Here is a 20,232-nt window from a genome sequence, read left to right on the forward strand (position 1 = left end):
TGTATAACTATAATTATCCCAAAATACAGCATTTTAGGAGGTGTCTATATGGATCAAGAAGATCTGTTTTGGATAACGATTAGTTCTTATTACTATTTGTATATCGTTTATTCTCTATTGGTGGATCAAAGCTTGTTTCGTGAGATTCAAGATACGGACTTGCATCTGGTATATAAGTATTCTGCTTGTCCTAAAACAAATGTTTTCATACGTTGTTGCATGAAAAGTTTGTTTTATGTTGCCTTGCCTGTTTATCTCTTTTTAAACCGGACGCGTTATTATCAAGCTAGAGGTGAGGACGGGAAGCATCTGCACAAGCACGATTTTCTGTATCGCTATAGTGTTTACTTCACTTTTCCACTGATTATTACTCGTATCATGGTTTATCTAGCGCAAGATGACACGAACGAAGTCGTCAATACGGTATCTAATCTATATTACACATTGATTTATCGGATTCCTTATTTTCAGTTATTATTTGCTTTATTTGTAGTGTATTTATATATTGTTGTGGCACATTATGTAGATAAAAGGTGTTTGCGATTTTACTTTATCAGCAATATAATGACAATTGTGGGATCTCTCATCTTTATTATTCAATTTCTCGTTGGCTTCTATTTTTATTTTTTAGAGAGTGTTCCAGACGGGTTGAAGATTTTTTCTTTTTATTATGGAACAGTCCTAGCTTTAGAAAAGTTTTTAGCATGGTTAGTTATTTATATAGGCAATCACAACTATGGAGATCATTTGAGACAGTATGGTTTATATCAGAAAAAGAGATTGCTAGATTCACAGGCGATGAAACTTGTTCACTCTTTTGGAATGTGGATGACAAGTTTGTGGTTGTCTTTAAGGACACGGTTTGCTTTGGTTCTGCTAGCGGTGACTTCCATAAACCTATCTCGTATTGTAGGATTTTTATCTAGAGGGAGTTTTCGATGTGCAATGTGGCAGCTACTATCTATTTTTATTTTGTATCCAGCTTTATTTTTCCTTTTACCCATTTTCTTTCTTTATATTTTTCCGACGGATTCAAGCGATTCTCCGATAGGAAGTTACCTGCTCATTCGAAAAACGGAAAGTCAAACGATTTATTATTCAACTCCATCTTTAAAAATATTTTCTAAAGGTCAAAAATTGCTCTATCGGCAACAATTGTTTTTGTTGGTAGACAGCTGGGTGAGTAAGAAGAATGTTCACTATTTGCGGTATCGTTCGGTAGAAACAGGAGTCACGTATTCTTTCATTTGGCAGCCACATACAAATTTGTTACGCTTGAATGGAGAAACATCGCAGGAGTTTATTCGAGATGGAACGAAAGATTATATTAAAAATTTGTCCAAGGATTCAATTACAAGTTTAGAAGGAACAGGATATGAAAAATGGGAACGACCAAAGGAAGAGTCGGAGCCATTTTCATGGCAAAAGCGAACGCGAAAGAAGCTATATAAAGGCTTGAGGTAATACTCGAGCCTTTCTGATGAAAAAGACACTGAAATTTTCACTTGACTCTTATTTTCTTTATGATATACTTAACTAGTAAAGAATTAACTGGTTAATCAGAAAGGGAGTAAAATGAGTCGGTTAGCACATGAAATTGATCGTTTTTTAAATGAAATCATTTTAAAATCTGAGAATCAACATGAGATTTTGATTGGATCTTGCACGAGTGGCATGCCATTGACTAATACTCAAGAGCATATTTTGATGTTGTTGTCTGAGGAATCTTTGACAAATTCAGAGTTGGCGAAACGTTTGAATGTCAGTCAGGCAGCGGTTACAAAAGCCATTAAGTCGTTGATTAAGCAAGAGTTGTTGGAGCCATTTAAAGATGTGAAAGATGCGCGCGTCATTTTTTATCGTTTGACAGAATTGGCGAAGCCTGTTGCAGTTGAACATCAACACCATCATCACCATACGATAGAAATCTACGAAAAAATTGCCAATCAGTATAGTTCTGATGAGAAAGTCATCATTCAAAAATTCTTAGAAACCTTAGTAGGAGAAATCGGAAGATGAGGTATATCACAGTTGAAGATTTGTCTTTTTATTATGACAAAGAGCCTGTGTTGGAGCATATTAACTACTTTTTAGATAGTGGCGAGTTTGTAACCTTGACGGGAGAAAATGGTGCTGCTAAAACAACGCTTATAAAAGCTAGTCTTGGAATTTTGCAGCCTCGATTTGGCAAGATCGCTATTTCTAAGACAAATACGACTGGTAAAAAGTTGCGGATTGCTTATTTGCCGCAGCAAATTGCTAGCTTTAATGCAGGCTTTCCAAGTACTGTCTACGAATTTGTAAAATCGGGTCGTTATCCACGAAAAGGTTGGTTTCGTCGTTTAAATGCCCATGATGAGGAGCATATTAAAGTCAGTTTAGATGCAGTTGGTATGTGGGAAAATCGCGATAAACGGATTGGCTCGCTGTCAGGTGGGCAAAAGCAGCGGGCAGTGATTGCACGAATGTTTGCTTCAGATCCGGATATTTTTGTCTTGGATGAGCCAACAACAGGGATGGATGCTGGTAGTAAGGATGAATTTTATGATTTGATGCACCATAGTGCTCATCGGCATGGCAAGGCTGTCCTGATGATTACACATGATCCAGAGGAAGTCCGAAAATATGCAGACCGCAATATCCATTTAGTGCGAAATCAAGATTCGCCGTGGCGCTGCTTCAACGTTCATGAGAGTGACAAGGAGGTGAGCCATGTTTAATTTACTAACTTATGATTTTATGCAACGGGCTTTTCTGGCTGTGATTGCTATGAGTTTGTTCTCACCTATTTTAGGAACGTTTTTAATTCTACGTCGTCAAAGTTTGATGAGTGATACACTTAGTCATGTGTCGCTTTCAGGAGTTGCATTTGGCTTGGTATTGGGTATTTCACCTACAATTTCAACAGTCATTATCGTGATGATTGCGGCAGTTTTTCTAGAGTATTTGCGCACTATCTACAAAGATTTTATGGAAATCGGAACAGCCATTTTAATGTCAACAGGACTTGCTATTGCTTTGATTGTGATGAGCAGGGGCAAAAGCTCCAGTTCCATGAGCCTAGACCAATATTTGTTTGGCTCTATTGTTACGATTAGTACGGAGCAGGTGATTTCGCTGTTTGTTATTGCGGCGATTGTACTTGTGTTGACTTTTCTCTTCATTCGGCCAATGTATATTTTGACCTTTGATGAAGATACAGCCTTTGTGGACGGTCTACCTGTGCGTACTATGTCTATTCTATTTAATATCGTGACAGGTGTTGCCATTGCTCTCATGATTCCAGCGGCAGGTGCGCTGTTGGTATCGACCATTATGGTGTTGCCGGCAAGTATTGCTTTACGGCTTGGGAAAAATTTCAAATCTGTTATTCTATTAGCTAATTTTATCGGATTTGTAGGTATGATTGCTGGATTGTATATTTCTTACTATGCTGAAACGCCAGCCAGTGCAAGTATTACGATTATTTTTGTTGGTGTATTTTTACTAGTGAATCTATTAAAAAAATTTATCAAATAGGAGTGAAAAATGAAGAAAATTGGTCTATTAGTAGCAAGCTTACTAAGTCTCTTTTTAGTGGCTTGTTCCAATCAAAAAAGCGCAAATGGGAAGCTAAATGTTGTGACAACATTTTATCCAGTTTATGAGTTTACTAAGCAAGTGACAGGTGATACTGCTAATGTTAAATTGCTAATCGGTGCAGGGACAGAACCACATGAATATGAACCTTCTGCTAAGGCGGTTGCAACGATTCAAGATGCAGATACTTTCGTTTATGAAAATGAAAACATGGAAACTTGGGTGCCAAAATTGCTTAAAACCTTGAAAAAAGGTAAAGTGAATGTGGTGAAGGCGACTGGGAAGATGTTGCTACTGCCTGGTACAGAAGAGGAAGGAGATCATGATCATGGTAAAGAAGGACATCATCATGAATACGATCCTCATGTATGGTTATCACCAAAACGTGCTATTAAAATGGTGGAAAATATTCGTGACAGCTTAAGTAAACGCTATCCCGATAAGAAAGCGACTTTCCAAAAGAACGCAGCAGCTTACATTAAGAAATTAGAAACTCTGGATAAAGAATATACAACTGGTTTAGCAAATGCAAAACAAAAAAGTTTTGTGACGCAACATGCTGCTTTTCGATATCTTGCATTGGATTATGGTTTGAAACAAGTTCCTATTTCAGGTCTTTCACCAGATAGTGAGCCTTCAGCAGCGCGTTTGGCTGAATTGACAAAATATATTAAGAAAAACAATATTAAGTATATCTATTTTGAAGAAAATGCTTCTCAAGCATTGGCTTCTACATTGGCAAAAGAAACAGGTGTGAAGTTAGATGTCCTTAATCCGCTTGAAAGTTTGACTGAAAAGCAAACAAAAGATGGAGCAGACTACATTTCCATCATGCAATCAAACTTGAAAGCTTTGAAAAAGACGACAGATCAAGCTGGTACTGAAATTTCTGCTGAAAAAGAAAAAAATACAAAGACTGTACAAAATGGCTACTTTGAAGATAGTGCTGTCAAAGACCGTACTTTGTCTGACTATGCAGGTCAATGGCAATCAGTTTATCCATACTTACAAGATGGTACTTTAGACCAAGTATTTGATTACAAGGCAAAATTAAGCGGTAAGATGACAGCTGCTGAGTACAAAGCGTATTATGAAAAAGGCTATAAGACAGATGTGTCTCATATCAATATCACAGATAAGACTATGGAATTTGTAGTCAACGGACAAAAGAAGAAATATACTTATAAATATGTTGGCAAGCATACATTGACGTACTCTAAAGGAAACCGAGGCGTGCGTTTCATGTTTGAAGCGACAGACCCAGATGCAGGTAAGTATAAATACGTTCAATTTAGCGACCATAATATTGCACCAACAAAAGCAGCGCATTTCCATATCTTCTACGGTGGTGAAAGTCAAGAAGCACTTTTCAACGAATTAGAAAATTGGCCAACTTACTACCCAACTAAATTAAGTGGACAAGAAATTGCTCAAGAAATGCTGGCGCATTGATGCACGATGAAAAGTGTATGCAAGAAGTTTAAAAAATAGGAAATTCATTTTAAGGGAGTCTCCTTATCGTTCATTCTCCTATTTATCTAAGGCTTTAGTCTGTGTCAGTTGAGAAGAAGCAAAGAAAAAATTACTGCTTTCTATACAAAATGAGAAAAATCGAGTTGAGAAATCTTCTCGATTTTTTGCTTGACAATTTCTGATTACAGATGTAAACTATAAATGAATTGAAAATTACAAGTGTAATCGGAAAAGAGATAAGAAAGAATGGAACAACAAAATATCAGTAGGGCAGAATGGCAAGTTATGCGCGTGCTCTGGGCGTATCCTCATAGCCAGAGTACCGAAGTGGTGGAACGTTTAGAAGCTGATTTTGATTGGAAACCAGCTACTGTTAAAACCTTGCTGAATCGCCTGAAAACCAAAGAGTTTATTTCAATGGAAAAGATTGAAGGGAAATTTTACTATGATGCATTGATTTTAGAAGATGAGCACTTGGAAAATAGTTGGCGTACCTTGCTTGATAATATGTGTAACACCAAGTATGGCGATTTAGTGGTTTCTATACTAGAAAGTAATCAATTTAGTCAAACGGATTTGTCTCGTATCCTAGATGTTGTAAAAGAAAAGCAGGTACAAGCACCTAAAAGAGTTCAATGCAATTGTCCGCTGGGTCAATGTACTTGCGGCGTGCATTGTCAAGATGAAATGAATAAATCCAAAATGGCGGAGTAAGAAATGGAAAATGATAAAAAAGAGTATAAATTGTCTGGAATGACTTGTGCAGCCTGCGCGATGACTATTGAAATGGTAGTCAAGGAACTTTCAACGGTAGAAGACGCTACTGTGAACTTGGCTACGGAAAAATTGACAGTTCTTCCCAAAGAAGGATTTGCAAGTGAGCAAGTCTTAGAGGCTGTGAAAGAAGCTGGCTACCAAGCGGCAGAAAAAGGAGAACAAAAGCAGTCTGATTATGCAAAACAGGTCGCAGAAAAGAAAGAAAAAGTACGCCAAATGGCGAGTCAGATTTGGTTTGCGGCAGGAGCAACTGTGCCACTTCTTTATATTTCAATGGGGAGCATGATTGGTTTGCCGTTTCCTTCCTTTTTGGATCACACGGTGCATCCCATTGCTTTTGTATCGGCGCAGCTTTTCCTTACTTTACCGGCTATTTGGGTAGGCTGGGGCTTTTATGTGCGTGGCTTTCGGAATTTGGCGAAACGGCATCCGAATATGGATAGTTTGATTGCTGTAGGAACGAGTGCAGCCTTTCTTTATAGTTTGTACTCGGTCGTTCAAGTGTTATTTGGGCATCATACTTTTGTACACCAATTGTATTTTGAATCAGTTGGTGTGATTATCACTCTTGTTTTACTGGGGAAATATCTGGAAGACAATGCCAAAGGACGAACCTCACAAGCGATTCAAAGTTTGATGAGCTTAGTACCCAATCAGGCAACTGTGATCCGTTATGGCGAAGTCGTAACAATTGATACGGAAGACATCAAGGTGGGAGACATTGTTCGAATTAAGCCGGGAGAACGTATGCCGGTTGACGGTGTGGTTATATCTGGACAAACCTATGTGGATGAGTCTATGATGACAGGTGAAAGTGTTCCTGTTGAAAAAAATGTCGGAGATGTGATTACGAGTGCCACTATAAATCAAACGGGTTCTATTGATTATAAAGCAACCAAAGTCAGTTCAGACACGACTTTAGCTCAGATTGTTCATTTGGTAGAGGAAGCGCAAGGGTCAAAAGCGCCTATTGCGGCTATGGCAGATAAAATCTCGCTTTACTTTGTGCCACTTGTCTTAGGCTTGGCAGTTTTAGCAGCTCTGTTGTGGTACTTTCTGGCGGGAGAGAGTTTGCAATTCTCACTTTCTATCTTTATTGCGGTGTTGGTTATTGCTTGTCCTTGTGCGCTTGGCTTAGCTACTCCGACGGCTATTATGGTAGGTACGGGAAAAGGAGCTGAAAATGGTGTCTTGATTAAGTCTGGGGAAGCTCTTGAAGCGGCTCATTTGGTAGATGTTATTGTTCTAGATAAAACAGGTACGATTACAGAAGGAAAGCCCAGTTTGACTGATGTACTGACTTTTAGCACTATTTCGCGAGAGGCTTTACTTAGTTTGGTAGCAAGTAGTGAGCAACATTCAGAGCATCCGCTAGCAATTGCCGTTTTGCAAGCAGCTCAAGCAGAAGACTTATCTTTGGCGCCGGTAACAGATTTTCAAGCGATTTCAGGTAAAGGAATTATAGCCCAAGTAGAAGCGCAAGAAGTGTTGATTGGGAATGAAAGTCTGATGAGACAATACCAAATTGAGCTTGGAGAACATATTTCTGATTTGATTTTCTTATCACATCAAGGAAAGACAGCTATGTTTGTCGCTTTGGATAGGCAATTGGTTGGGCTGGTAGCAGTCGCTGACCAAATCAAAAAAAATAGTCGTGAAGCTATTGCAAAATTGCAAAAAATGGGCTTAGAAGTGGTGATGTTGACAGGGGATCGTGAGGAAACAGCTCAAGCTATTGCAAGAGAAGCTGGTGTCGATCAAGTGATTGCAGAAGTATTTCCAGACGGCAAAGCAGATGTCGTAAGAACTTTGCAAACTCAAGGAAAGAAAGTTGCTATGGTAGGTGACGGGATTAATGATGCACCTGCTCTTGTACAGGCCGAAGTTGGGATTGCCATTGGTTCTGGAACCGATGTGGCTATTGATTCAGCCGACATTGTCTTGATGCATAGCGACCTTTTAGACGTGGTGACAGCCATTCGACTTAGTCAAGCCACGATTAAAAATATCAAAGAAAATCTTTTCTGGGCCTTTGCCTACAATACTCTAGGAATACCGGTCGCAATGGGACTCTTGCATGTATTTGGCGGTCCGCTGCTTAATCCTATGTTAGCTGGTCTTGCCATGAGCTTTAGCTCGGTTTCTGTCGTCACCAATGCGCTACGTTTGCGGCGTTTTAAAATAAAATCATAAAAGGAGAATTCATCGTGAAACAAATCATCACTTTAGAAAATATATCTTGTCAAAATTGCGTAAAACACGTCACTGAGCACTTTCTGAAAATGGAAGGTGTATCGGATGTTCAAATTGATTTAGACACAAAGGTTGCTACTGTAACCACGGATCACATTTACAGCGCAGAAGACTACCAAGCAGCACTTGCTAAAACAATTTATAAAGTTGTTGATGTTGCATAATTAAAAACGGACAGGCAAATATACTGACGCCTGTCCGTTTTTAGTTTTCTTTCTTTAATCCCTCTTCAAAACTTTCGGAAAAGGCTTCAATACTTAGTTTTTCAAGTGTAAAAGGATGTGTGAACGTTAAGCGATGAGCATGGAGCATGAGACGCTCTGTATTTTGCGAATTGTACAGTGGATCACCAATGATAGGATATCCGTGGTGAGCTAGATGTACCCGAATTTGATGAGTTCGTCCAGTTTTAAGCTGGCACTTGATGAGGGTATTGTTTCCAATCTCTTTGAGCTTGGTGACCTGTGTTTCAGCGTATTGACCGTTCTTGTGATCCACCAGACGTTTTCTGCGATCATGACGATTGCGCCCGATTTTATCCGTATAGATTTGATGTTTTTTTGGGAAAGTTCCTTGTACCAAAGCCCAATATTCGCGAGAAATTTCTTTGTTTTCTAGCAATCGATTTAAGATTGGCAGGATAAATGGATTTTTAGCAAAAAGGACAGCCCCACTAGTTTCCTTGTCCAAGCGATGAACGACATAGCACGTACTTCCAACATAAGCAGAGACATGATTTAAAAGCGCCAGCTCTGTCGGTTCATTGGCATGTGTTTTCATACCTTCAGGTTTATTGACAATGATGATGTGTTCATCTTGATATAATTCTTCCACAAGATTAGCTTTACCCATTAAAATAGACTTTTCCGGACAATCTTCTTCGTCAAAAATCAATGTAATTTTATCATGTAGGTGGACAATGCTCTGCCAGTTAATCGGTTTTTGATTGACGAAGACATGTTTTTTGATACGCAAAAAATGGCGAATCTTCCGTGGAATCAGAAACTGTTTTTCCAGCAGTTCTTTGACTGTCATCTCTGGCAGACCTTGTGGAATCGTAATTGTAAAATGCATGATTTTATTGTAACAAAATAGTAGATGATTGCAAATAGTCAGCTAACTCTTGAACAATTTCTTAAAGTTTTCTAAACGAAACGCTTGATAAGAGGTCCTTTCTTGTCTGGATATGGAGAAGGTGATAGAATAGGGATATGAAAAAATTGAGTGAATTATTTGAAATAGTAGTGAATCATTTTAAAAAGGACAGTCCTGAGTGCAACCATCAAGAGGTGACAGAGGTGGAAGAAAGCGAATCACATTTGAGTCGTTCTGGGAAAAGCCGAAAAAAGCCAATTTCTCAGCATCCATTTCGTCGATTTTGGCGTCGCTATCACCTGACGAAGATTGTTTTGATTCTGGGACTTGGTTTTGGTTTGGTGACAGGGGGCTATCTCTTTTATGTTGCCAAATCCACTAATGTGAATGATTTACAGAATGCGTTGAAAGCAACGACATCAATTTATGATAAGGATGGAAAAAAAGCTGGAAGTTTGTCGGGGCAAAAGGGTACTTACGTAGAATTGTCCAAAATTAGTCCAAACTTACAACATGCCGTCATTGCGACAGAAGATCGCTCTTTCTATAAAAATAGTGGTATTAACTACGGTCGTTTTATTCTAGCAATTTTAACGGCTGGGCGTTCTGGTGGTGGTTCTACCATTACACAACAATTAGCTAAAAATGCTTACTTATCTCAGGATCAGACCATTGAGCGGAAGGCAAAAGAGTTTTTCCTAGCTTTAGAATTAACTAAAAAATATAGTAAAAAGCAGATTCTCACTATGTACCTCAACAATTCTTACTTTGGGAATGGTGTGTGGGGTGTAGAAGATGCCTCTAAAAAGTACTTCGGCGTATCTGCCAGTCAGTTGACCCTCGACCAATCTGCTACTTTAGCAGGAATGCTCAAAGGACCGGAACTATATAATCCGCTTGCTTCTATCAAAAACGCAACGAATCGACGCAATACCGTTTTACAAAATATGGTAGCAGCAGGTTATATCAATCAAAATACTGCAAACCAAGCAGCAGCAAATGGTTTAGGTAGTCAATTGGTAGATGCTTATACAGGAAAATCGGCAGATTATCGTTATCCGTCTTACTTTGATGCGGTTATCAATGAAGCAGTACGTGATTATGGCTTGACAGAAGCTGATATTGTCAATAACGGCTATCGCATTTACACAGAGCTAGATCAAAATTACCAAGCTAGCATGCAAGTTATCTATGATCGTAAAGATTTATTTCCACAAGCAGCAGATGGTACACGAGCTCAATCAGGAAGTGTAGCACTTGATCCAAAGACAGGTGGTGTTCGTGCTCTTGTCGGCCAAATCAATAGTACCAGTGCTGGTTTTAGAAGTTTCAACTATGCCACACAATCTTCAAGAAGTCCGGGCTCTACCATTAAGCCCTTGGTTGTGTACAGCCCCGCAGTTGATGCAGGTTGGTCTATCAATAAAGAATTGGATAATAGTACAACAACGTATGGAAATTATACCGTGAATAACTATGCTGGGATTCAATCCAGTCCGACTGTACCAATGTATCAGGCTTTAGCACAATCCTTAAATATTCCCGCAGTTGCGGCTGCCAATGAATTGGGGCTGAAAAAGGTTTTTGAATATGGTAAAAAATTTGGCCTGAATATGGATAAAGTGAGTCAGACCCTTGGGGTAGCTCTTGGTAGTGGCGTAACAACTAATCCACTGCAAATGGCACAAGCTTATTCTACTTTTGCAAATAATGGGGTTATGAATGATGCGCATTTGATTACCAAAATTGAAAATGCTAGTGGGCAAGTCGTTAAAACTCATAAATCCACCTCGACTCGAGTACTCAACCGCTCAACAACAGAAAAAATGACGAGTATGATGCTGGGAACATTTACCAATGGTACTGGTGTGTATGCAGCACCTTATGGCTATACTATGGCTGGAAAGACGGGAACGACAGAAACTAACTTTAATCCAGATTTATCAGGAGACCAATGGGTTATTGGTTACACGCCAGATGTGGTTATCAGTCAGTGGTTAGGTTTTCCAAAGACAGATGAAAATCATTATCTAACAGGCACAAGTGCCAATGAAGCTTCAGCTATTTTCCGAAGTGTGGCAAATAGTATCTTACCGTATACAAAGGGTACGAAGTTCGGTGATGAAAATGCCTATGCAAAAAATGGTATTGCACCGGTTGATACGAGTGGTACAAATAACACTACGAATCAAAGTGACAATCGTTCAGATGTCTTGAAAGATGTGCAGGATAAAGCTAAGAACTTGGTTGACCAAGCTAAAAAAGCAATTGATGATGCTAAAATTCCTGAAAAAGCGAAAAATCTTTGGGATACAGTCAAGAGTTGGTTCCAATAGACTTGTCAAAAACGGGCTTTCCTGATATAATAAATAGAATGGAGGCGTTATGGCACTAAAAAGAGCAAGTCTGGCGTGCACGGTTTGTGGATCGAGAAACTATTCAATTAAATTGAGTAGTACGCCAAAACCAAAACGTCTGGAAGTAAATAAGTATTGTAAACATTGCAGTAAATATACAATTCATAAAGAAACTAGATAGGAGAAAGTTGTGAAATTCATCAGAGATACATTTCAAGTGTTAAAAGATACAACTTGGCCAACTAGAAAGCAAAGCTGGATAGATTTTATCTCAGTCATGGAATACACCGCTTTCTTTGTTGTTATTATTTATCTTTTCGATCTCTTTGTTACAAGAGGTTTAGTACGATTGTTAAATATCTTTTAATTTTTAACCTGCTTGCTATTTGTCAAGTAGGTTTTTATTGTAAAAAATAGCAGTAAAAAGGTTGCATTGGCTATTTTTATGGTATAATAGGGTTAGAAAGAAACCGAAGCCCACAGGCTTTTTTATTTAGGAAAGGAAGAACTCATGGACAGTTTTGATAAAGGCTGGTTTGTTTTGCAAACCTACTCGGGTTATGAAAATAAAGTAAAAGAAAATCTTTTGCAACGTGCGCAAACCTACAATATGTTGGAAAACATTTTGCGCGTGGAAATCCCAACACAAACGGTACAAGTAGAGAAAAATGGAAAAACGAAAGAAGTTGAAGAAAATCGTTTTCCAGGTTATGTCTTGGTAGAAATGGTGATGACAGATGAAGCGTGGTTTGTCGTACGGAACACACCAAACGTAACTGGTTTTGTCGGTTCACACGGAAATCGCTCTAAACCAACTCCGCTTTTGGAAGAGGAAATCCGCCAAATTTTGATTTCAATGGGACAAACCGTTCAAGAATTCGATATTCATGTGAAAGTTGGCGATACTGTGCGTATCATTGATGGAGCTTTTGCAGATTATACAGGTAAAATCACCGAAATTGACAACAACAAAGTTAAAATGATTATCTCTATGTTTGGCAATGACACGGTTGCAGAAGTAAATCTGAATCAAATTGCAGAGCTATAATTCCTTGAAAAACATAAAAAGGGTTGGGAAAAATTTCCAGCTCTTTTTATATGCTATTTTAGCTTACTTGCAAGTTTTGATATTCTCGCTAAGAGCTTATGCTCTTGATAATGATAGATTTCTAGTTGTTGAAAACGAATACAGAATTCTTTGAAAATGTTATAATAAGGATTGATAGAACAAAAAAATCATCTTTAAGGAGAAGTTATGAAGACTATTTTTGAAAATCAAGAAGTCAAATTGAACCGTAAAAATGGAAGTACGGTCATTGTTAGAAATGATGGTTTTTCTTATCTAGATGCAAAAAGTGAAAAGAAAAATCTGAATATTTCATTTGATAAAGTTTCTACTATCTTGTCACTTCGTTATTGTAACTCTAATTCAAGTTATAATCTCATTTTTCGAGATAAGAATGGAAAGAATATGGCTGAATTTGATACAGATACCACCATTTACAATAATGGCCATAACATTTTAGAAACGAAAGCAATCCTACTGGCTTTTGCAGCAAGTAAACTTACAAAAGATTTCCCAAATAACCTAAGGGATCTTGATATAACACTGGCTTTTAGCATGAAAGAAAAAGCAATCCGTATTGCCAGTGGTATCATTTATGGCTCAAAGCATAAAATTAGTATTGAAGATATTCGTAGAGTACAATGTGTAACAAATGGTACGATTTCAAATCTTGCACTGTACAAAAGTGATAAAAAGACATTTTGGGATATGCCTGATATGAAGGTTCCTTGTAATGAAATTACTTTACCTTTATTTGAAGCGATTGTTACTAAAAATACAGGGAAGGGAATAGATTTCAGTCGTGGAAACGGTTTTGATCAAAAGACTTCTGAATTTATGATTATTCGTTACATGGATGCTAACTTTTTTGTCAATAGTGATGGAACTCTTGATAAAGAATGGCAAAAACAAATCTATGATAGAATGAGTGCATACAAATATGACCTTGCAACTTTATTAGAATGGGTATTGTAGATTGAGAGTATAATTTTTACATATAAGTTGCTTTGTAGAGATAGAAAAAGGAAATAAAATGAACTTTAGTCAGCTATTACAGTAAGCAATCCGTACAGAATTACGTGAATAAAATAGAAGCGGTCAGCGATGTCCGCTTTTTATGTATAAACAAAATAAAGTGTTACCAAATAGATAGCCTCAAATTTATTCCCAGATTAGTTTCAAAGTAAAACAAAAAGCCTGATTTCACAGGCTTTTTGTTCGGTTGATTCCTGACAGGTCAGGTATTGAAAGGCGGTAGACGGATTTGAACCGACGATCAAGCTTTTGCAGAGCCGTGCCTTACCACTTGGCTATACCGCCACAACTTTTACTATTTTATCGTAAAAAATCGTTTTCGTCAAGAGTGTAGATTTGTTTCTATCGGTAAAATTGTAGCGCTTCATCATCTAAGATTAAACTATAGAATAAACGGATGGAGATTGAGAAGACTATAAAAAAGAAGAATACCTCTTGTAAAATAGAAGAACTTTTGATATGATAGTAGATGTCGTGTAATCGGCAAATACTCATTTCAGATGAATTGTGAAATTGTTGCCTACGGGTGATTTTGCAAGTTGAAATCTGAAAGAGGAAAAAACAAAAAGGAGATCTTACTCATGGCAGTAATTTCAATGAAACAACTTCTTGAGGCTGGTGTGCACTTTGGTCACCAAACTCGTCGCTGGAACCCTAAGATGGCGAAATACATCTTTACAGAACGTAACGGTATCCACGTAATTGACCTTCAGCAAACTGTAAAATTTGCAGATCAAGCATATGATTTTATGCGCGATGCTGCTGCTAACGATGCGGTTATCTTGTTTGTTGGTACGAAAAAGCAAGCTGCTGATGCTGTAAAAGATGAAGCAGAACGTGCAGGTCAATACTACATCAACCACCGTTGGTTGGGTGGAACTCTCACTAACTGGGAAACGATCCAAAAACGTGTTGCTCGTTTGAAAGAAATCAAACGCATGGAAGAAGACGGAATTTTTGACGTGCTTCCTAAGAAAGAAGTCGCTCTTTTGAATAAACAACGCGCTCGTCTTGAAAAATTCTTGGGTGGTATCGAAGAAATGCCTCGCATCCCAGACGTAATGTACGTTGTTGATCCACATAAAGAACAAATCGCTGTAAAAGAAGCTAAGAAGCTTGGTATTCCAGTGGTTGCGATGATCGACACGAATACAGATCCAGATGACATTGATGTGATTATTCCAGCAAATGATGATGCTATCCGCGCTGTTAAATTAATCACTGCGAAAATGGCTGATGCGATTATCGAAGGGCGTCAAGGTGAAGATAACGTTGAATCAGTAGAAGCAGAATTAGCTGCAACTGATACACAAGCTGATTCTATCGAAGAAATCGTTGAAGTTGTTGAAGGCTCAAACGAATAATCAAGTAACGAACCTATGGGGCGGGGCCTAGCCCTCCCCTTTTTATTCAATCAAATCGTAATATCTTAATTGGAGGATCAAAATGGCAGAAATTACAGCTAAGCTTGTAAAAGAATTGCGTGAAAAATCTGGTGCTGGTGTCATGGATGCAAAAAAAGCACTTGTAGAAGTAGATGGCGATATCGAAAAAGCAATCGAATTGCTTCGTGAAAAAGGTATGGCAAAAGCTGCTAAAAAAGCAGATCGTGTTGCTGCTGAAGGATTGACTGGTGTCTATGTGAGTGGCAATATCGCTGCTATCGTTGAAGTGAATTCAGAAACAGATTTTGTAGCAAAAAATGCTCAATTTGTTGAATTAGTAAACGAAACGGCTAAAGTGATTGCAGAAGGCAAACCAGCGAACAATGAAGAAGCACTTGCTTTGACAATGCCTTCAGGTGAAACACTTGAAGCTGCTTATGTTAGTGCAACTGCTACAATCGGAGAAAAAATCTCATTCCGTCGTTTTGCAGTTGTTGAAAAAGCAGATGATCAAGTATTTGGAGCTTACCAACACAATGGTGGACGTATCGGCGTTATCACAGTTCTTTCTGGCAGTGACGAAGATCTTGCAAAACACGTGGCAATGCATGTTGCCGCTATGAAACCTTCCGTTCTTTCATACAAAGAATTGAGCGAAGAATTTATCCATGATGAATTGGCTCAAATGAACCATAAAATTGACCAAGACAATGAAAGCCGTGCAATGGTTGGTAAACCAGCACTTCCACACTACAAATTTGGTTCTAAACTTCAATTGACAGATGAAGTGATTGCACAAGCTGAAGAAGATATTAAAGCAGGTCTTGCGGCTGAAGGTAAGCCAGAAAAAATCTGGGACAAAATCATCCCTGGTAAGATGGATCGCTTTATGTTAGATAACACAAAAGTTGACCAACAATATACACTCTTAGCCCAAATTTATATTATGGATGACAGCAAAACTGTTGAAGCATTCCTTGAAAGTCAAGGGGCTACAATCGCTAGCTTTACACGTTTTGAAGTAGGTGACGGTATTGAAAAAGCTGCCAATGATTTTGAATCAGAAGTAGCTGCTACAATGGCTGCTGCACTTGGACAAAACTAAGTTAATCAATTATGTAAATGGCAAACAAAAGGTTAGAGAACAGATGAAGTTCTCTAACCTTTTTTAGCTGCGGTTACTATTTTACAATTCGTTTCGTGAATCCTTTGTGTGAAATGACTAAGTCTACAAAGATTAAAACAACTAAGGAGATAAGTAGATAAGTAATTTCAGAGTAGGTGAAAGCAATTCGATAAGTTTGTGTAAAAAGAATAGCAAAAACACTGGTAACAACGATGGCTAAATCAATTGTCCATTTTGTTTTAGGTTTTATTGAAGACGGTTCAAATAAAAACGGGGCAAATAAACAGGCGACTAATGTGGCGACTTGAACATCTACATAGTCAGCAGAAATAATTGTAAAAAAGAATAAAGTTGAAAACAACCAAACCAGTATATGACGTGTATATTTGAACCAATCCATTTTCATTCATTTGGCCTCCTTTTATTGATATCGTCAAATTTTCATCTATATTATAACGCTTTAAAATTAAAAGGCAAGCGTTTACACTTGAATTTTTGCTGATAGATAAGCTTTTTCACTTGCTTGAATAATCAGACTTTTCAGTTTTTCATTTAGCTCTTTTTCTTTTAAAAAGAGAAGAATTTCGGTATAATATTAGTCAAAGATAGTCAATGTCAGTTGTGGGTAGTTGTTTATAGACTGAGACCAAAAAGAAAGGAGTTGTCATGAGTAATAAAAATACATCAGATAATATTGAAGAATATATTAAAACTCTTTTGGCACAGGCAGGGATTGCGGAGCTGAAGCGAAGCGAAATTGCGGACGTTTTTCAGGTTGTTCCTAGCCAGATAAATTATGTAATAAAGACGCGCTTTACGGAGAGTCGTGGCTATGTTGTTGAAAGTAAGCGTGGTGGAGGAGGCTATATTCGGATTGGTCGAATTGAATTTTCCAATCACCATGAGTTGCTTTGTGATTTGTTGCATAGCGTTGGTGAGCAGATTAGCCATCAGATCTTTACAGATATTATTCAGCTGTTATTTGATGAACAGATCATGACAGAACGAGAAGGGAATCTTCTTTTAGCAACGACAACAGACAGGGTATTGGGGACAAATGCTGCACAGATTCGTGCGCGGATGTTAAAGAAAATTTTACAGCAAGTTGATAGAAAAGGGAAAAACTAATATATGAAACATTCAAAAGCTTTGACAGAAAGTATTGAATCAGCACAGTTATTAGCAAGTCATTTTGAAACGGATTATTTAGAGTCTTGGCAGCTGTTGATTGCTATGGCAAATAATCCTTATAGTGTTGCTGGTTCAGTTTTAAATGATTATCCACTTGAAATTGATGATTTTGAAAAGGCGGCTTTTCATATCACGGGGAAAGTCTATCAACAAGAGGGAGCTTTTACTATTTGGCCGTTTTCTTATCGCATGAAAGTGTTATTTTTGACTGCTGAACAAATTGCAGAGGCGGTTCATGCCAAGAACCTTGGGACAGAGCATGTGTTGCTAGCTATGTTATTTGACCGAGGAAGTTTGGCAGCGCGTATTCTTGAATTTATTGGTTTTAGTTACGAAGATAAAGAAGGTGCTCTACGCATGACAGATCTTCGGAAAAATTTAGAGCATAAGGCAAGCTGGAATAAAGAGGATTTAAAGGCGATTCGTCACCTAAATAAAAATGCTGCAGCAACAAGACAAACGATGGCTAATATGATGGGAATGCCTCCTGCAACCAGTGGCGGACTAGAAGATTATACTCGTGATTTAACCGAAATGGCTCATACGGGTCTTTTAGAACCGGTCATTGGGCGGGATAAAGAGATTTCTCGCATGCTTCAGATTTTAAGTCGCAAGACGAAAAATAATCCAGTTTTGGTAGGAGATGCAGGAGTTGGGAAGACAGCATTAGCCCTTGGTTTGGCGCAACGTGTGGCAGCTGGTCAAGTTCCAAATGAGCTTGCAAAGATGAGAGTTTTAGAGCTAGATTTAATGAATGTGGTGGCTGGAACTCGTTTTCGTGGTGATTTTGAGGAACGGATGAACAATATTATCAATGATATTGAAGCAGATGGACATGTCATTCTTTTCATTGATGAGCTTCATACTATTATGGGGTCGGGTAGCGGGATTGACTCGACATTAGATGCAGCAAATATTCTCAAGCCGGCTTTGGCCAGAGGGACACTCAGAACGGTCGGCGCAACGACACAAGAAGAGTACCAGAAATATATTGAAAAGGACGCAGCTCTTTCACGGCGCTTTGCTAAGGTTGCTATTGAAGAGCCAACAGTAGCTGATAGTATTGCGATTTTACAAGGGCTAAAGAAAACTTATGAAGATCACCACAAGGTCGTGATTACGGATTCGGCCATTGAGACGGCTGTTAAGTATGCTCATCGTTATCTAACAAGCAAACATCTACCGGATTCGGCCATTGATTTGCTAGATGAAGCCGCTGCAACAGTACAAAATAAAGGTCCGCAAAATCACGTAAAAGTCGAATTGAGTGCAGCAGACGAGGCTTTAATGGCAGGCAATTGGAACAAAGTTAGTACGTTGTTGGAGAAAGAGAGTCAGCCGATTGTCTATAAATTAAGAGTGAAAGACGAGGATGTTTTGGCAACGCTCAGCAGTTTATCAGGTATTCCCGTGCAAAAGTTGACGCAAACAGATGCGAAGAAATACCTCAATTTAGAAAAGGAACTGCACAAGCGGGTCATTGGGCAAAATGAAGCAATTTCTGCTATTAGTCGAGCGATTAGGCGCAATCAATCTGGTATCCGCACTAGCAAGCGTCCAATTGGCTCCTTTATGTTCTTAGGGCCAACCGGAGTCGGAAAAACTGAGCTAGCTAAGGCTTTGGCAGAAGTTCTCTTTGATGACGAAACAGCACTGATTCGTTTTGATATGAGTGAATACATGGAAAAATTTGCTGCCAGTCGCCTCAATGGAGCGCCTCCAGGTTATGTTGGTTATGAAGAAGGGGGCGAATTGACTGAAAAAGTTCGCAATCGTCCGTACTCTGTGCTCCTCTTTGATGAGGTAGAAAAAGCTCATCCTGATATTTTCAATGTGCTTCTCCAAGTCTTAGATGACGGGGTGCTGACAGACAGCAAGGGGCGTAAGGTGGATTTTTCCAATACCATTATCATTATGACCAGCAATCTTGGTGCGACAAGTTTGCGGGACGACAAGACGGTTGGTTTTGGAGCAAGAGATGTTCGTTTTGATCATGAAAATATGGAAAAACGAATGATGGAAGAGCTAAAGAAAGCTTATCGTCCAGAATTTATTAACCGAATTGATGAAAAGGTTGTTTTTCACAGTTTGACTAGCGAAGACATGCAGGAAGTGGTGAAAATTATGGTGCAACCGCTCATTTCTAGTCTTGCAGAAAAAGGAATTAAACTCAAATTCCAGCCGAGTGCTTTGAAGCTTCTAGCTCAAGAGGGCTATGATCCTGAAATGGGAGCTCGTCCATTGCGTCGAATTCTACAAACTCGGGTGGAAGACCATTTATCAGAATTACTTTTAGCAGGTGAGCTAAAAACGGGACAAAGCTTGAAAGTCGGTGTCAAGGCTGGAAAATTGAAGTTTGAAGTGCTCTGAGTTTTTATTCGAAGCATTCATCAGGGAATAGATAAGGTATTTTAATATGGATATTCGTGAAATGGTAGAAGCAGATTACGACCAAGTTTACCAATTATGGCTGTCATGTGCAGGTATGGGCTTAAATCATTTGGATGATTCTAAGGAGGGGATTGCACAGTTTCTAAAAAGGAACCCTCAAACTTGTCTGGTAGCAGTAGAAAATCAAATAATTATTGGAGCGATTTTAGTTGGCTTTGATGGTCGAAGGGCGTATATCTATCATACAGCTGTTCATCCGAATTACCGTAGGAGATGGATTGCTCGACAGTTGGTTGAAACAGTTTTAACTGTCTTAGATGAGTTGAAAATTCATAAGGTTGCCTTGGTTGTCTTTAAAAGGAATGCAGAAGGAAACAAGTTTTGGGAGAAATTAGGATTCTCTGTTCGAGAAGATCTCATTTACCGCAATCAAGCAAGGACTGAAATGGTTCGGCTGGATACCTAGTAGAAATGACTAATAAAAAACATCAACCATTTAGGAAT

At 38.5% G+C, this 20,232-nt stretch carries 20 protein-coding genes and 1 tRNA gene; 18 read left to right on the plus strand and 3 right to left on the minus strand.

The window, feature by feature from the left end; all coding sequences use genetic code 11:
- The first annotated feature begins 48 nt into the window (after positions 1 to 48).
- The 8 genes from H8787_RS00595 to H8787_RS00630 all read left to right on the plus strand — a co-directional run bounded on the left by H8787_RS00595 (position 49) and on the right by H8787_RS00630 (position 8,246).
- Positions 49 to 1,464, plus strand: a complete 1,416-nt coding sequence (locus H8787_RS00595; protein WP_187328010.1) for a hypothetical protein — start codon at positions 49 to 51, stop codon at positions 1,462 to 1,464.
- Positions 1,465 to 1,575: 111 nt separating this feature from the next.
- The gene (locus H8787_RS00600) at positions 1,576 to 2,019 is read left to right on the plus strand and encodes a zinc-dependent MarR family transcriptional regulator (RefSeq protein ID WP_187328011.1); all 444 of its coding nucleotides are present in this window, start codon (positions 1,576 to 1,578) and stop codon (positions 2,017 to 2,019) included.
- Positions 2,016 to 2,720 carry a metal ABC transporter ATP-binding protein gene (locus H8787_RS00605; RefSeq protein WP_006268902.1) on the plus strand — a complete coding sequence of 235 codons (705 nt, stop codon included), beginning with the start codon at positions 2,016 to 2,018 and terminating at the stop codon, positions 2,718 to 2,720. The genes H8787_RS00600 and H8787_RS00605 overlap by 4 nt, the downstream gene beginning before the upstream one ends.
- Positions 2,713 to 3,519, plus strand: coding sequence for a metal ABC transporter permease (locus tag H8787_RS00610; RefSeq protein WP_006269729.1), 807 nt, complete (start codon positions 2,713 to 2,715; stop codon positions 3,517 to 3,519). The genes H8787_RS00605 and H8787_RS00610 overlap by 8 nt, the downstream gene beginning before the upstream one ends.
- A gap of 9 nt (positions 3,520 to 3,528) precedes the next feature.
- On the plus strand, positions 3,529 to 5,031 hold the full coding sequence (locus H8787_RS00615; protein WP_187328012.1) for a zinc ABC transporter substrate-binding protein AdcA: 1,503 nt from the start codon (positions 3,529 to 3,531) through the stop codon (positions 5,029 to 5,031).
- Between the two features lie 267 nt (positions 5,032 to 5,298).
- Complete coding sequence (locus tag H8787_RS00620) at positions 5,299 to 5,766, plus strand: CopY/TcrY family copper transport repressor (RefSeq protein ID WP_187328013.1); 468 nt, start codon at positions 5,299 to 5,301, stop codon at positions 5,764 to 5,766.
- A gap of 3 nt (positions 5,767 to 5,769) precedes the next feature.
- Positions 5,770 to 8,022 carry a heavy metal translocating P-type ATPase gene (locus H8787_RS00625; protein ID WP_187328014.1) on the plus strand — a complete coding sequence of 751 codons (2,253 nt, stop codon included), beginning with the start codon at positions 5,770 to 5,772 and terminating at the stop codon, positions 8,020 to 8,022.
- Positions 8,023 to 8,036: 14 nt separating this feature from the next.
- On the plus strand, positions 8,037 to 8,246 hold the full coding sequence (locus H8787_RS00630; protein WP_006269262.1) for a heavy-metal-associated domain-containing protein: 210 nt from the start codon (positions 8,037 to 8,039) through the stop codon (positions 8,244 to 8,246).
- 40 nt (positions 8,247 to 8,286) lie between these two features.
- Here the strand turns inward: H8787_RS00630 and H8787_RS00635 are convergent, their stop codons facing one another.
- Positions 8,287 to 9,156: an RluA family pseudouridine synthase gene (locus H8787_RS00635; protein ID WP_187328015.1), complete on the minus strand. Its 870-nt coding sequence runs from the start codon at positions 9,154 to 9,156 to the stop codon at positions 8,287 to 8,289.
- A gap of 137 nt (positions 9,157 to 9,293) precedes the next feature.
- On the opposite strand from H8787_RS00635, the gene pbp2a reads away from it, so the two are divergent.
- The 5 genes from pbp2a (at position 9,294) to H8787_RS00660 (ending at position 13,575) form a co-directional block, all read left to right on the plus strand.
- Positions 9,294 to 11,513 (plus strand): penicillin-binding protein PBP2A, encoded by a 2,220-nt coding sequence (pbp2a, locus tag H8787_RS00640; protein WP_187328016.1) that lies wholly within the window; start codon positions 9,294 to 9,296, stop codon positions 11,511 to 11,513.
- A gap of 49 nt (positions 11,514 to 11,562) precedes the next feature.
- Positions 11,563 to 11,715 (plus strand): 50S ribosomal protein L33, encoded by a 153-nt coding sequence (gene rpmG, locus H8787_RS00645; RefSeq protein WP_020997544.1) that lies wholly within the window; start codon positions 11,563 to 11,565, stop codon positions 11,713 to 11,715.
- Between the two features lie 9 nt (positions 11,716 to 11,724).
- Positions 11,725 to 11,901, plus strand: a complete 177-nt coding sequence (secE, locus tag H8787_RS00650) for a preprotein translocase subunit SecE (protein ID WP_003071100.1) — start codon at positions 11,725 to 11,727, stop codon at positions 11,899 to 11,901.
- 144 nt (positions 11,902 to 12,045) lie between these two features.
- Positions 12,046 to 12,582: a transcription termination/antitermination protein NusG gene (gene nusG / locus H8787_RS00655; RefSeq protein ID WP_003071098.1), complete on the plus strand. Its 537-nt coding sequence runs from the start codon at positions 12,046 to 12,048 to the stop codon at positions 12,580 to 12,582.
- Positions 12,583 to 12,789: 207 nt separating this feature from the next.
- Complete coding sequence (locus H8787_RS00660) at positions 12,790 to 13,575, plus strand: hypothetical protein (protein WP_187328017.1); 786 nt, start codon at positions 12,790 to 12,792, stop codon at positions 13,573 to 13,575.
- Between the two features lie 274 nt (positions 13,576 to 13,849).
- On the opposite strand, the gene H8787_RS00665 is transcribed toward H8787_RS00660, so the two are convergent.
- A tRNA-Cys gene (locus tag H8787_RS00665) sits at positions 13,850 to 13,920 on the minus strand.
- Between the two features lie 296 nt (positions 13,921 to 14,216).
- Here H8787_RS00665 and rpsB point away from each other — a divergent pair.
- Positions 14,217 to 14,999 carry a 30S ribosomal protein S2 gene (gene rpsB, locus H8787_RS00670; RefSeq protein WP_187328018.1) on the plus strand — a complete coding sequence of 261 codons (783 nt, stop codon included), beginning with the start codon at positions 14,217 to 14,219 and terminating at the stop codon, positions 14,997 to 14,999.
- 82 nt (positions 15,000 to 15,081) lie between these two features.
- Positions 15,082 to 16,125 (plus strand): translation elongation factor Ts, encoded by a 1,044-nt coding sequence (gene tsf / locus H8787_RS00675; protein WP_126441067.1) that lies wholly within the window; start codon positions 15,082 to 15,084, stop codon positions 16,123 to 16,125.
- Positions 16,126 to 16,201: 76 nt separating this feature from the next.
- Here tsf and H8787_RS00680 read toward each other — a convergent pair whose 3' ends face one another.
- Positions 16,202 to 16,552 (minus strand): hypothetical protein, encoded by a 351-nt coding sequence (locus tag H8787_RS00680; RefSeq protein ID WP_003071086.1) that lies wholly within the window; start codon positions 16,550 to 16,552, stop codon positions 16,202 to 16,204.
- Between the two features lie 260 nt (positions 16,553 to 16,812).
- Here H8787_RS00680 and H8787_RS00685 point away from each other — a divergent pair, with 260 nt between their 5' ends.
- Genes H8787_RS00685 through H8787_RS00695 form a run of 3 tightly spaced genes read left to right on the plus strand, consistent with a single transcriptional unit; the run spans position 16,813 to position 20,194 of the window.
- Entirely contained in the window at positions 16,813 to 17,274 is a 462-nt protein-coding gene (locus H8787_RS00685; RefSeq protein WP_037597472.1) for a CtsR family transcriptional regulator, read from the plus strand.
- Positions 17,275 to 17,277: 3 nt separating this feature from the next.
- Positions 17,278 to 19,707: an ATP-dependent Clp protease ATP-binding subunit gene (locus H8787_RS00690; RefSeq protein WP_058670050.1), complete on the plus strand. Its 2,430-nt coding sequence runs from the start codon at positions 17,278 to 17,280 to the stop codon at positions 19,705 to 19,707.
- 46 nt (positions 19,708 to 19,753) lie between these two features.
- Complete coding sequence (locus H8787_RS00695; RefSeq protein ID WP_003071075.1) at positions 19,754 to 20,194, plus strand: GNAT family N-acetyltransferase; 441 nt, start codon at positions 19,754 to 19,756, stop codon at positions 20,192 to 20,194.
- The last annotated feature ends 38 nt before the right edge of the window (positions 20,195 to 20,232 follow it).

Source organism: Streptococcus sp. NSJ-72 (assembly GCF_014334035.1).
Taxonomy (GTDB): Bacteria; Bacillota; Bacilli; order Lactobacillales; family Streptococcaceae; genus Streptococcus; species Streptococcus constellatus.